Here is a 13,843-nt window from a genome sequence, read left to right as displayed (position 1 = left end):
TAACGATATGATGAGCAACCATTCAGAGTGATATTTAACTGACATTCACCTGACAACGGTTAACACCAGCAGGCAGCGTGAATCATCTGATGCAGGCTACCTTTTGTTTATGCTCATTGCTTACATCATAATGCGTTGCGCAGAATGTTACATTTAGTCCGTAACGCTAGCAATATTTAGCGCAGATTTTCGATTAAAATGAGCGATACGATCAATATCCGGATATTATTGGTCAACAAAATAACTATGATGGTTTCGTTCATGAAGAAGATCATTATTGCCCTGAGCATAAGTCTATTGGGCGGATGCGTAGATATGGGACGGGTCGGATTACATCCGACAACAAAAACCGCTTATTTCGACGGTCATCCTTTTCAGGTTGAATCCTGCCTTAACGTAGCGGCACAGGATCAAAAACTCTATCTGGAGCAGGATGACCCCCTGCCGGATGGCACGAAGCGATATAACCTTGAACAGGATGATGAAACCGTGGCTTGGGTTGAAATTGCAAAGTTCAGCCATCATCAGACCAGTGCGACATTTTACTATGATCCAAAAGCATCAGATATCAGCACAGCAGTTTCAGGGATGATCGCGCGGTGCAAAACATTGAGTTAGAGGCATCGTCGCCATGTGCGTGATGCAGGATGCCGGATGGATGATCAGGAGATGACATAAGTTGTCAGGCCAGCCAGAACGCAAGCGCTTGCCTGACAATCTTTCGCACTCTTATACTCAAAGGCTTTTATCACGCCCGCTTCAGGGCTATGCCATGTTCAGGAGTGGGCAGTCGAAGGTCAGCCTATTTAGCCGGTTCGCAATCATAAGCACCTCGTATGCGGATCTGACTCTGGCTGGTGCGGACGATTTCAGCTCTTAACAGCCCTTTGCCCTGACGGTTCGTCAGTTCCATATCCACCATCCCCGGCGCTTTGCTGTTTTTCACCAGCAGTTTGACGGTCGCGTTATCGTAATCGCCCTTCTCTTTCGCAAAGGTGACTTTCTGCGTTTTTGCGCGTTCTCCATTCACCGAGAACCAGCCGCTCTTGTCAGGTTTAAGATAGAACGGCCCGCACTGCGTGGCAGCAAAGGCTGGAGCCGATAAGCTGATTAACGATGCGATAAGGATAAGTTTTTTTAGCATTGGGCTTGCGTCCTGCTGATAGCTGATGAGGGGTCGGGTCAGAGAGTTAACGCACCTTCTGGCTTAATGACGAGGAGTATAGCTAATGGCCATGGCATGATCACCTGTATGCTAAGGACAGGGCGGTTCAGGATACTTAGCGCAAAACACCCTTTTAAAAAATATGTCGAACAAAATTGACTGTATGATCTTTAATCTCCCTGAACGTGCTATAGCACAGCCTTCGACTGCCGTAAGCGCATCAGGGTTGATACTGTGTAATGGGACAATATAAATTCTTATATTGACATTGCCTTTATGGCGCTATCACTCTTTAGGTCTGAGCCCAATGCTGGCCAGAACTAGAATCATCACTACACCCACTTCCAGGCAGTAGATTCCCTGATGGAAATCTAGTGGCATGTGATCTATCGCTCTGTTAACTAGATGAGATGAAAGCAAGCGGAAACCCTCTGCCCTGTGCGTCGCTTAGCTGGAAGCCAAATATGGTTGTGCAGAGTTGAATGGAAGAGATCTTTTGAACAAATCGGCACAGTGTACAAACACATCCATTTCTTGTCTCTATGCTTGTAAGCATTTTATTAAATGGTAAGATCCAGAAAATTTTTATAAAGGAAATCTTTGTGTCAACAACATCGACCAGAGGTCAGGCAACGCGGTATGCCTTAGTAGGGCTGACAAATACAGGTATAACAGGCTTAGTAATATTTTTCCTTATGCACTGGGGCTTGGGAGTATATGCATCCAATGCTGCAGGGTATACAGCTGGCATTTTTTTCAGCTTTGTTGCTAACTCACTGTTTACTTTTTCTGCTGAAATCTCACTGCCAAGACTTGCACGTTTTCTTGTTTCAAGCTTTTTTTGCTGGATATTAAACATTATTGCTATTAAATTATTCCTGATTTTCATGCCCTCTTACGCTTATGTAGCACAGTTTATAGGCATGGTGATCTATACAGTTACTGGATTTCTGATTAATAAGTTATGGGTAATGAAATAATGAATATTGCCACGTTAGATATAATTGTCCCTTGTTATAACGAGGAAGATGTTTTTTTACATTGCCTTTCAGAACTTCAGATGATTCTGACAAGTTTAATTGATCGTCGCATAATATCTCACCACAGCTCAATAACTTTTATTGATGATGGCAGTAAGGATATGACATGGAGTTTAATTAGTCAGGCTTCGCTTCAGTCATCATTAATAAAAGGTATAAAGCTTTCTTGTAATCGCGGTCACCAGATTGCTCTTCTGGCAGGATTAAACGAGTCAGACGCTGACATAACTATAAGTATAGATGCTGACTTGCAGGATGATACTGCCGTAATCGAAAAGATGGTAAGTGGTTACATGGAAGGATACGATATTGTCTACGGCGTCAGAAATGACAGAAAAACTGACTCAGGATTTAAAAGACTGACCGCTGAATTCTTCTATAAAATAATGAGCTGGATGGGGGTCAAACAAATCCCTAACCATGCCGACTATAGGCTTCTTAGCCGAAGGGCGCTAGATGCACTTCTGGAGTACAAAGAGCAAAACCTGTATATCAGGGGGCTTGTTCCGCTAGTTGGATTTAAATCTAAAAAAGTGTTTTATGCACGGGCAGCACGATTAGCGGGTGAGTCAAAGTATCCTTTGAAAAAAATGCTTGGGCTTGCCATTGAAGGGATAACTTCATTAACAGTAACTCCGCTTCGCACCATTGCTGCTCTTGGGTTTTCTATTAGCTTTATCTCAGTTTTTGCTGCACTTTACGCTTTGTTTGAGAAGTTTTCAGGAAATACCGTAGAGGGCTGGACTTCAGTAATGATAGCAATATTCTTCCTTGGTGGCGTTCAAATGCTTTCTTTAGGTATTATTGGTGAATATGTTGGTAAAATTTACATGGAAACCAAAGAACGACCCAAGTATTTTATTGAGGAAAAGGTTGCATTATGTGAGCAGCCAAATCAAGAACAACAAAGTTAATTTTGGTTATGGCATATTATTAAATTTTCTTGCTATGTTATTGTGTAATAAAGAGCATTTGCAAAAACTGATAATATGCCTGCGCCAATGATTGCTAAAGCAACTTCCTCCCAGGATTGGATAGAACCTTCCGCCAGTAATGTCGATTGGTTTCTCTTCATCCTTACCATTTTGCCTGCCCACTACAAATTTAGCCGAATTCAGGTAATTAAGCGATAGATATGAAAAGCACTCGGTAGAGCCTGCCGCCTGTCCTTAATCGTTTATCGGGTTAAAACAATATTGCTGAGCATGTACTTATTCAGGCATTCCTTTTTCATTGTGCGTTAATACGCTCAATAAATCCGTCTGCATCGGCTTGCCCGGTTGGATAAGCCTAAGTTCAAGCAATGCTCAAAGGTCCATTGACTCAGTGCGCAACCCGTGGTTAGAGCGTCCATGATGAAATGCACTTACCAGGTAAGGTTCAGCGCATCCGGGCGAAGATGCGGAAACCGTCCGGCCGCCAGCATTTAAGACGGCGTTTATGTTTCACGCTCAGGACCTTAAGGGGCTAAATGTGGTATACCCGTTAGTAAAGGATTTAAAAGGCCTTTCGACGCAGCTATGCGTCGGATGCGCCTGTAATGAAAGCTTCCGCGATCAGGTGCCAATTCAGTGATTTGCCCTGATCAATATGCATACTTAGTCGGATCCTGAGACTAATAGTGGAAAGTCGACAGGGACAAACCTGCGAGCCTGCATGAACAACGTTGCAACAGATGAGTGCACACATTTACACCACAGCTTCCCGCTTCGGGTCTGTAATCAGTAGTTACGGACAAGTGCCACCAGAATTGCCTCCTTATTCAGCATGTCTTCGTCAAACAACTTCCTGAGCCGGGCGTTCTCTTCTTCAATCACTAAAGTTGCTCATTCCAGGTCCTTCCCTGCAGCAAGATTTCCTTCGTCAGGTATAGAAGGTGGCGTATGAAACAAAATGTCTGCGGCAGCTTTCCCGGGCAGAATCCTGTCTTATGCCTCGCGAAGAATACGAATGCTTAGTTCATTGAAGAAACGCTTATTAATGGGATATCCTCATGTTGCTGATGAAAACATTACTTATATCGAGGTGTATTAATCAACGGGCAGCAGCTCACCAACCCTTTAGCCTGCCGAAGCGAGTACAAAAAATATCGCATCGTCGTCGGGTGTTTTTTTCACAATCATGTTAAGATTATGATAATGTATGCAAGCTAAGATTAAAATTTTCAGAAAAATATAAACATTAGGGTGCGCAGTGGGATACTATAGACTTTTACTGGCGGTGATGGTTCTCTTTTCTCATTGCGGCTTGAAACTGCCAGGTTACAACCAGGGTGTGACTGCCGTAGTTTCATTCCTGATTATAAGCGGCTACGTAATCACAAAATTAATTTCTGCTAAATTTCCTTTTAAAAACGATATCAAATCATTTTATCTTGATCGCTCACTGAGGCTTTTTCCGCAATTCATATTTTATATGATAGTTACTACTTGCCTGTATATATTTTTTGACGGTACAACTAAGGTTGATGCAACTCAATTAATAGTAAATTCTACAATGCTTCCTCTGAATTTCTTCACTGTCTATTTTAACGATTACATCATAGTTCCTCAATCCTGGTCTCTTGGGCTGGAGATGCAGTTTTACATACTCATACCTTTAATTTTGCTGAGCAAAAGAAAAGTGTTATCAGCTTCAATTTCTTTTGCCCTTTTCATTCCTGCATATATTGGTCTGATCAACACGGACTATTTTGGATACAGGATGATTACAGGTACGCTATTCATTTTCCTGCTAGGTAGTATGATGGCGAGCAATGAGGTTAAATCTTTAGCATTTTTTTATTCTATTTCAACTATTATGCTTTTATTCTCTCTTAATAACAAATCTTTATCTCATGATTTCAATAAAGAGGTTCTTTCGGGAATAACAATTGGAGTCCCTGTTGTATGGATGCTATTTAAAGCTAACTTGAGAAACTTCCTCGATCGTCTTGCAGGGGATCTCAGCTATGGCGTCTATCTGAATCATTTGATGTTCTTTTATTTGTATAACAAAATGGGTTTCAATGTTATTAGCGTAGGTGGTACGCTACTTATTCTTGGCTCATCATTAATCATGTCTTATGCTTCCCTACGGTTAATTGAGCAGCCTTTCTACAGGCTAAGGCACAAAAAAATAAGGAAGGAGACAGATCTCAATAAAACGTTTTGATTGCATTATTAATATTAATTTTTCTTTCCTATCATTTTATCTTGATCAAATTAATGGTAAAATTCTGCCATGATTTTATATGTAAATTATTATGTTAAAATTTTTTGTTTATAGGATGTAAAATGAGCGTAATAAAAAGATTATTCCCACTCGTTTATTTATTGTTTAGTTTTTTTTTCTATACATGGCTATCTTATCAGTTCGGTTCCAATAGCGATAACATGTCTTCTCTTCTTATAGCAAGAGACTTAGCCAACGGAAATACATCTTTATCCGGATGGCATCTTTCAACTCAATCGTACCTTTTTTCAGATATAGTATGGACAGCGCTAGCTATAAAATTATTTGGTTTTACACCTGCGTTATCTCATGTGATGCCTGCAATTTTTTATTCATTCCTTTCCTATTTATCGATTAGAATAGTTTTACTAAAAAACAATAGCGGCCTATATTTAGTAGCCCCTGTTATTTTGATACCAACTTATTTCAGCATTGCTAATGCAATAGAACTTAACATCCATGGTGGGATATATCTATTATCAGTTGCATGTCTATATCTACTTTCTAATGAGTCCCTGAAGTCACCAATATCAAAGCTACTGATAGCATCTTTATTATGTGGCATTTTTGCTGAATCAGATAAATTAATAGTATTCATTTTTATAATACCTTGCTTTATTTCATCATTAATACGTTTTGTCCTTCTAAGAAAAAACAAAGATCTCATCATTGCTCTGGCATGTTGCTTATCAATTCTCATTTATAAAGTTGCATCATTGATATTACCTTTGTATTTCAAATACGATGTACCCGGTATAGGTGGTCAATCCATCGCATCCATACCCGTAATGATTACTAATGCCATCCTTGCATATCAGGGGGTGCTGTATTATTTTTCAATAAATTTCAACGGAGATTCAATAAGCACTGTCGTTTCTACGATAAAATCTTTATTTTTAATTATTTATATCGTGCTTTTTATTAGGTCGGCTATCAAGAGCTTTGGAAAATCCCTGGTTGATACGCTTCTAATTTTTTCTGTATTAGTTCCGTTTGGTGCGTTCATCTTAAGCACCGTTGCTATTGATATTACATCTACCCGATTTCTGTTCTTCTCTGTATTAAGTGTAGCGTTACTCATTTCCAGAAATATAGCGATAAATAAGACTGCTTATAAAATAGCATTAATATTAATTACAGTAAGTAATCTTGCCTGGATTTATAAATCACAGGAAACGGAAGAGAAATATTACTCAAAATTGGGAGATTTCTTGCAATCACAAAACCTTTTAAATGGATACGGCGAGTTCTGGAAAGCTTCAATACTAACTTCTGTTAGTAAAGTTAACATCTATCCTGTCTTTACAGATGGAACGATCAGACCGCGATATTGGCTTTCTCGCGATGATTGGTATGAAAGAAACGGAAACTTCATGATTTCCCGTGACCAATCTGAGATTGATGCAGCAATTAATCAATTCGGTGAGCCGAAAAAAATTATTGATTTTCATGGGATGAAAATCCTTGTCTGGGATAAAATGCCTCTTCCACCTAATGGAGTTTCTTTCAAAAAAATCAAACCTGATTCATTACCGTTACGTAATTATAGGATTGATGTTGATGGTGGGATAAGGAGTAACGGAAATCAGGGATTTATGATTTCAGGTCCTTATGCCAGACTTAAAAAGGGAGACTATCAGATAGTCATGACTGGTCAGGTATATAGCGGCAATCCAGAAGCTGAAATATTTTCTTCAAAATCAGGGGTTTCTATTAAAATCCCGATGACAAACAGCGGCGATGATAGTGTTATAAAATCATCTTTCCATCTCGATAATGATGTAGATGATTTTGAATTAAGAATAAACGTTAGAGAAAAAGAAGAAATTAAAATTTACGGATATTCAATATTCAAATAAAAAAACGGCCCCCAAGGGGGCTTTTTTTATAGATTAATAAGAATAATCATTCGGTTATATGAAATTCAGTTGCGGCCTCAGTTTAGATCTTAAAGAAGGCTGTATTGCTATCGATAACATCCAGGGCTGGTGTGACTATAAGTTAATACTTTCCAACTCTTATATTGCTAGTTGCATAAGATTTGATATTAAAATCAGATAAAAAAAGATGTATAAGTCGCCACCGAATATCCAGACATATTATCTATATTGATAATAATATTTTCTATATTCCATCGGTGGTATCGGAATGCCCGGACCATGCCTACACCTACAGTTATCAATATTTCCATTTAATCAAAAATATCGCTATGAGCTTCCTCCCGCTTTTCTAGATCATTTTTTAATCAATTCGCGTTTCAGTAGCTGACAAAATTTTATAACCGTTTATCGTGGCGTTTATCGCGACAACTCATGCAGCATTGCTGACTGCGCGATTGCAGAAAAGGGAGCCTCTCATGCTTTGTATACTGACTTCCCTGATCTCAGTAACCAGCAGGACCCCGCCGCCACATCGCCATTACATGTGTATTCAGGACAAGGAATTTATCATGAGGTGTGCATTATTGCAGCCAATAACATTCCGTGATTACAGATCAACTACAATCAGATACAACTAGCCTCCTGTATCCGTATAAAAGTGATCTCCTTGACCCAGCGCTCATCCAGGCGTCTGGATCAAACTGTCGCCGGAGCCTGGCAGGTGGCACGATACTGGATTAACATTTGCGTGCATGTCCCTTTTCAGTCAGCTTGAGTGCCCCTGATGTGGAAGCCAGACTCGTGGCGATTTAGCAAGCTTACATAAAACAATGACTAGAATAGTATCTTCGTTTTTAATCCTACCATACACCCCAACAATAATAATGAGAGTAGGAAACACAATTCATTTTCATCAATGCAGCAGGCATGTCGGGTAAAATTAAGAGAAGCCAGGCTGACCTGCCAGAAGTCCTATCTGTTCCAACATACTATATGTGTGCTGGTCACTTTCGGCTAGCGTAAATCCAAACTTCATCGCTAATCATATGGGGGATGTAAATGCTCAGAGGGTTTATCAGGTACGCGGATACTGCTTGAAGGAAAATGATGAGGCACTAAGGAGCATTCTGAAGGAAAAAATTCAACGAACTTGTCCTACAGATACTACACACCAAGTCGACCTCATCTAACTACCGATCAGATTCAATAAACCAGACTCACTAAACCTGCATATTCATAATTTCGCTATACGCCGACACCAGCTTGTTCCTGACCTGAATACCCATCTGCATTGAGATCGACGATTTCTGCAGATCGACCATCACATCATTAAGCGCGATACCGGGTTTACCCATCTCAAAATCCTGCGCCTGGGTGCGGGCGGTGGTCTGCGTCTCGCTGATCTTATCCAGCGCCGCTTTCATAGTTGCACCGAAATCGATCTGATTAGGGGCTTCACTGCTGCGGTTGCTGGCCTGCAGTGAGGTCGCCTGAAGCTGCTGCAGTACGCCGTCAATTGCCTGAATGGACATGAACGATACCTTATAAAGGAGGATGATATTTTTTCTGTGGGGAAAAGTTAGCACGTTGTCAATGAGACAAAGCCGCTAAATGACATCAAAAACCCTACCTTATCCAGCCATCGAATTTTCCTTATCACCTAATAATGCCTGGCATTGAAGTGGAAATTTTATCTACGCAGGTCAGGGAGTCTGTTTTGCCATCTCAACTTACCCGGTCAATTACGTCAGGCAGGAATCGGTCATGAATGCGAGTACAGCCGCCACAACAGAACAAGAAAAGAAAGGCTTCGGTGACCTGCTCGCTCGCCTGCGCGCAAATCCGCGTATTCCTTTAATCGTCGCTGCCGCCGCCGTTGTGGCGATAGTGATCGCGATGGTGCTCTGGGCGAAGCAGCCCAGCTATAGCGTCCTTTATAACAACCTTACAGATGAAGATGGCGGTGCCATCGTCACGCAGCTGACGCAGATGAACATCCCTTATCGCTTCGCCGAAAATGGCGGCGCGCTGATGGTGCCGGAAGCGAACGTGCATGAGCTGCGTCTGCGTCTGGCTCAGCAGGGTCTGCCGAAAGGCGGCTCGGTGGGTTTTGAGCTGCTCGATAAAGAGAAGTTCGGTATCAGCCAGTTCAGTGAGCAGGTTAACTACCAGCGCGCGCTGGAAGGCGAACTGGCTCGTACCATCGAATCACTCGGCCCGGTTAAAAGCGCCCGTGTTCATCTGGCGATGCCAAAACCCACCTTATTTGTGCGTGAGCAGAAAGCGCCATCTGCCTCTGTCACCTTAACCCTGCAGCCTGGCCGTGCGCTGGATGAAGGCCAGATTCAGGCCATCGCCCACATGGTCTCAAGCAGCGTCGCCGGTTTACCGCCGGGCAACGTCACCGTGGTCGATCAGACCGGTCGCCTGCTGACCCGCTCTGATTCCGCCGGTCGCGACCTGAATGATGCACAGCTCAAGTATGCCTCTGAAGTTGAAGCACGCTACCAGCAACGTATCGAAGCGATCCTGAATCCGATTCTCGGTCAGGGCAATGTGCATGCGCAGGTTACCGCGCAGATTAACTTCGACACCGCCGAGCAGACCGACGAGAAATATCAGCCTAACGCTAACCCGTCGAACTCAGCGATTCGTTCGCGTCAGACCAGCACCAGCGACCAGTCAGGCAGCCCTTATCCGGGCGGCGTGCCGGGCGCGCTCTCTAACCAGCCTGCGCCAGCAAACACTGCGCCGGTGACGACGCCGAACAATAATGCCGCCAATGGCCAGAACGCCAATGGTCAGAATGCTAACGGTCAGAACAACGCGGCGAATAACGCTAACCAGACCACCAGCACCGCAGCGGCCAGTGCCGGACCGACCAACTCGCGTCGTGACGACACGGTGAACTACGAGCTGGATCGCACCATTCGTCATACCAAGGTCAACGTTGGCGACGTACAGCGCCTGTCGGTGGCGGTCGTGGTGAACTTCCGTGCAGATGATAAAGGCAAAGCGGTTGCGCTGAACGAACAGCAGCTGAAGCAGATTGAAGATCTGACCCGCGAAGCGATGGGCTACTCCCAGAACCGTGGCGACAGCATCAACGTGGTGAACTCGCAGTTCAACACCACTGAACCAGTGACCACCGATCTGCCCTTCTGGCAACAGCAGTCGTTCTTTGATCAGCTGATGAACGCCGGTAAGTGGCTGTTGATTGCCCTGGTCGCTTTCATCCTCTACCGCAAACTGGTTCGTCCGCACCTGGTTCGCAAGCAGGCCGCAGAGAAAGCCGCCGCGGAAGCCGTTGCCGCTCGTGCGACTGAGCAACCGGAAGAAGAAGCCTTTAATGTGCAGCTCAGCAAAGATGAGCTGGATCAGGAACGTAAGTCTAACAACCGCATGAGCGCAGAAGTGATGAGTCAACGCATCCGCGACATGTCAGAAAACGATCCGCGCGTTGTAGCGCTGGTAATTCGCGAATGGATGAGTAAAGAGCTATGAGTCTGACCGGAACCGAAAAAAGCGCCATCCTGATGATGACCATTGGCGAAGAGCGCGCCGCGGAAGTTTTCAAACACCTGAACCAGCGTGAGGTCCAGCACCTGAGCGGCGCGATGGCCAACATGCGTCAGGTGTCGCATAAACAGCTGACTGAAGTGTTGCGTGAGTTCGAAGCGGATGCTGAGCAGTTCGCGGCGCTGAGCCTGAACTCCAACGAATACCTGCGTTCGGTGCTGACCCGGGCACTGGGCGAAGAGCGCGCCTCCAGCCTGCTGGAGGACATTCTCGAAACGCGCGACACCACCAGCGGCATGGAAACGCTCAACTTTATGGAGCCGCAGGCTGCTGCCGACCTTATTCGCGACGAGCATCCACAGATCATCGCCACCATCCTGGTCCACCTCAAGCGTGCCCAGGCCGCCGATATTGTGGCGCTGTTCGACGAACGTCTGCGTCACGACGTGATGCTGCGTATCGCCACTTTCGGTGGTGTCCAGCCAGCCGCGCTGGCCGAACTGACAGAAGTACTGAACGGCCTGCTGGATGGCACCAACCTCAAGCGTGCGAAGATGGGCGGCGTGAGAACCGCAGCCGAGATCATCAACCTGATGAAAACGCAGCAGGAAGAGGCGGTTATCGAAGCCGTACGCGACTTCGATGGCGAACTGGCGCAGAAAATTATCGACGAGATGTTCCTGTTCGAAAACCTGGTGGCAGTGGACGACCGCAGCATCCAGCGTCTGTTGCAGGAAGTGGAGTCCGAACAGCTGCTGGTTGCACTGAAAGGTGCCGAACAGCCACTGCGCGAGAAGTTCCTCAAAAACATGTCAGCCCGTGCGGCGGATATCCTGCGCGACGATCTGGCCAACCGTGGCCCGGTGCGTATGTCCGCAGTGGAAAACGAACAGAAAGCGATCCTGCTGGTGGTACGCCGCCTGGCCGAATCAGGCGAGATGGTGATTGGTGGTGGCGAGGAAACTTATGTCTGATGCATTTTCTGCGCGCCCCTGGCAGCTGTGGCAGCCCACGGATTTAGGCCGTTTCGATGAGCCTGCTGAACCGGAGCTGCAGCCAGAAATTTACGAAGCTGAAGATGGCGTTGATGAGCAGCAACAGCAGCTCGAACGCCTGCAGCAGCAGATGCGCAAAGAGGCACAGGGCCAGGGTTACAACGAAGGCTATCAGCAGGGTGTGACCGAAGGCCAGAAAGCCGGCTACGACGCCGGTTTTCAGCAGGGTCTGGCCGATGCCCAGCAGCAGCAGGCGCCCCTTCAGGCGCGTATGCAGCAGCTGGTAACCGAGTTCCAGAACACGCTGGAATCGCTGGACAGCGTGATTGCGGCGCGTCTGATGCAGCTGGCGCTGGAAGCGGCACGTTCGGTGATTGGTCAGGCGACCACGGTGGATGGCACCGCCCTGCTGCGCCAGATTCAGGGGTTACTGCAGCAGGAACCGATGTTCAGCGGCAAACCGCAACTGCGCGTTCACCCGGATGACTTACAACGCATTGAGCAGACCCTGGGGCCGACGCTGGATCTGCACGGCTGGCGGCTGATCGCTGACAGCACCCTGCATCCTGGCGGCTGCAAACTCAGCGCAGAAGATGGCGATCTGGATGCCAGCGTCGCGACGCGCTGGCAGGAACTCTGCCGCCTTGCCGCACCGGGAGAACTGTAATGACCACTCGTCTGAATCGCTGGCTCGGCTCGCTCGATGCCTTTGAGAAACGCATCGCCCAGGTGCAGCCGGTGCGCCGTTATGGCCGCCTGACCCGCGCCACCGGCCTGGTGCTGGAAGCAACCGGCTTACAGTTGCCGCTGGGTGCGACCTGCGTAATCGAACGCAACGATGGCAAAACCATCAGTGAAATCGAAAGCGAAGTGGTGGGATTCAACGGTCAGAAGTTGCTGATGATGCCACTGGAAGAAGTGGACGGCATTTTACCGGGTGCGCGGGTCTATGCGCGCCAGAACGGAGAGAACCCGCAGGCGGGCAAACAGATGATGCTGGGCCCGGAACTGCTGGGCCGCGTACTCGATGGCAGCGGGCGACCGCTGGACGGCCTGCCGTCTCCGGATACCGGCTATCGCGCGCCGCTGAACACCCCGCCGTTTAACCCGCTGCAGCGTACGCCGATCACCGACGTGCTGGATACCGGCGTGCGAGCGATCAACGCCCTGCTGACGGTCGGTCGCGGACAGCGTATGGGCCTGTTCGCCGGTTCGGGCGTGGGTAAAAGCGTGCTGCTTGGCATGATGGCGCGTTACACCAAAGCGGACGTCATCGTAGTCGGTCTGATTGGCGAACGTGGCCGCGAAGTCAAAGATTTTATCGAGAACATTCTCGGCGCTGAAGGCCGCGCCCGTTCGGTGGTGATCGCCGCCCCGGCCGATGTTTCGCCGCTGCTGCGTATGCAGGGTGCCGCTTACGCCACGCGTATCGCAGAAGACTTTCGCGACCGCGGCCAGCATGTGTTGCTGATTATGGATTCCCTGACCCGCTACGCTATGGCGCAGCGTGAGATCGCGCTGGCGATTGGTGAGCCGCCGGCCACCAAAGGCTATCCGCCTTCCGTATTCGCCAAACTGCCTGCCCTGGTTGAGCGTGCCGGTAACGGCATCGACGGCGGCGGCTCGATCACCGCCTTCTATACCGTCCTGACCGAAGGCGACGATCAGCAGGACCCGATCGCCGACTCCGCGCGCGCCATTCTCGACGGCCACATTGTGCTGTCGCGTCGGCTGGGCGAAGCGGGTCACTATCCGGCCATTGATATAGAAGCCTCGATCAGCCGTGCGATGACCTCGCTGATCGATGAGAACCACTATGCGCGAGTGCGCCAGTTTAAGCAGTTGCTCTCCAGCTTCCAGCGTAACCGCGATCTGGTCAGCGTCGGTGCTTATGCCGCGGGCAGTGATCCGATGCTTGATAAAGCGATCACGCTCTATCCGCAGATGGAAGCCTTCCTGCAACAGGGCATCTTTGAGCGCAGTGATTACGACGACGCCAGCCTGCATCTGCATGCGCTGTTTGGCTAGTCA

11 protein-coding genes and 1 pseudogene are annotated in these 13,843 nt (G+C 47.0%); 9 read left to right on the top strand and 3 right to left on the bottom strand.

The window, feature by feature from the left end:
• Positions 1–261: 261 nt before the first annotated feature.
• Positions 262–618, top strand: a complete 357-nt coding sequence (locus ACX8ZY_RS08370; protein WP_060680529.1) for a hypothetical protein — start codon at positions 262–264, stop codon at positions 616–618.
• A gap of 184 nt (positions 619–802) precedes the next feature.
• On the opposite strand, the gene ACX8ZY_RS08365 is transcribed toward ACX8ZY_RS08370, so the two are convergent.
• Positions 803–1,144: a hypothetical protein gene (locus ACX8ZY_RS08365; protein ID WP_033787594.1), complete on the bottom strand. Its 342-nt coding sequence runs from the start codon at positions 1,142–1,144 to the stop codon at positions 803–805.
• A 623-nt stretch (positions 1,145–1,767) separates the two neighbouring features.
• On the opposite strand from ACX8ZY_RS08365, the gene ACX8ZY_RS08360 reads away from it, so the two are divergent.
• Both ACX8ZY_RS08360 and ACX8ZY_RS08355 read left to right on the top strand, forming a co-directional pair.
• Positions 1,768–2,145 (top strand): GtrA family protein, encoded by a 378-nt coding sequence (locus ACX8ZY_RS08360; protein WP_072171259.1) that lies wholly within the window; start codon positions 1,768–1,770, stop codon positions 2,143–2,145.
• Positions 2,145–3,119: a glycosyltransferase family 2 protein gene (locus tag ACX8ZY_RS08355; RefSeq protein WP_033778957.1), complete on the top strand. Its 975-nt coding sequence runs from the start codon at positions 2,145–2,147 to the stop codon at positions 3,117–3,119. Before ACX8ZY_RS08360 ends, ACX8ZY_RS08355 begins: the two co-directional genes overlap by 1 nt.
• Positions 3,120–3,305: 186 nt before the next feature.
• On the opposite strand, the pseudogene ACX8ZY_RS08350 reads toward ACX8ZY_RS08355, so the two are convergent.
• A pseudogene (locus tag ACX8ZY_RS08350) lies at positions 3,306–4,187 on the bottom strand (integrase core domain-containing protein); the annotation flags it as partial.
• 211 nt (positions 4,188–4,398) lie between these two features.
• Here ACX8ZY_RS08350 and ACX8ZY_RS08345 point away from each other — a divergent pair.
• Complete coding sequence (locus tag ACX8ZY_RS08345) at positions 4,399–5,358, top strand: acyltransferase family protein (protein ID WP_152931558.1); 960 nt, start codon at positions 4,399–4,401, stop codon at positions 5,356–5,358.
• Between the two features lie 122 nt (positions 5,359–5,480).
• On the top strand, positions 5,481–7,277 hold the full coding sequence (locus ACX8ZY_RS08340; protein ID WP_152931559.1) for a hypothetical protein: 1,797 nt from the start codon (positions 5,481–5,483) through the stop codon (positions 7,275–7,277).
• A gap of 1,241 nt (positions 7,278–8,518) precedes the next feature.
• Here ACX8ZY_RS08340 and fliE read toward each other — a convergent pair.
• The gene (gene fliE, locus ACX8ZY_RS08335; RefSeq protein ID WP_003854485.1) at positions 8,519–8,830 is read right to left on the bottom strand and encodes a flagellar hook-basal body complex protein FliE; all 312 of its coding nucleotides are present in this window, start codon (positions 8,828–8,830) and stop codon (positions 8,519–8,521) included.
• A gap of 232 nt (positions 8,831–9,062) precedes the next feature.
• Between fliE and fliF the strand changes: the two genes are divergently transcribed.
• The 4 genes from fliF to fliI are packed head-to-tail and all read left to right on the top strand — an operon-like array spanning position 9,063 to position 13,840.
• Positions 9,063–10,802 carry a flagellar basal-body MS-ring/collar protein FliF gene (gene fliF, locus ACX8ZY_RS08330; RefSeq protein ID WP_010247649.1) on the top strand — a complete coding sequence of 580 codons (1,740 nt, stop codon included), beginning with the start codon at positions 9,063–9,065 and terminating at the stop codon, positions 10,800–10,802.
• Complete coding sequence (gene fliG / locus ACX8ZY_RS08325) at positions 10,799–11,791, top strand: flagellar motor switch protein FliG (protein ID WP_010670853.1); 993 nt, start codon at positions 10,799–10,801, stop codon at positions 11,789–11,791. The genes fliF and fliG overlap by 4 nt, the downstream gene beginning before the upstream one ends.
• Entirely contained in the window at positions 11,784–12,479 is a 696-nt protein-coding gene (gene fliH, locus ACX8ZY_RS08320; RefSeq protein WP_010247652.1) for a flagellar assembly protein FliH, read from the top strand. Before fliG ends, fliH begins: the two co-directional genes overlap by 8 nt.
• Complete coding sequence (gene fliI / locus ACX8ZY_RS08315) at positions 12,479–13,840, top strand: flagellar protein export ATPase FliI (RefSeq protein WP_010247655.1); 1,362 nt, start codon at positions 12,479–12,481, stop codon at positions 13,838–13,840. Before fliH ends, fliI begins: the two co-directional genes overlap by 1 nt.
• The last annotated feature ends 3 nt before the right edge of the window (positions 13,841–13,843 follow it).

It is taken from the genome of Pantoea sp. XAF26B01_ASV70 (assembly GCF_054512635.1).
This window is presented reverse-complemented; position numbering and strand designations above follow the sequence as displayed.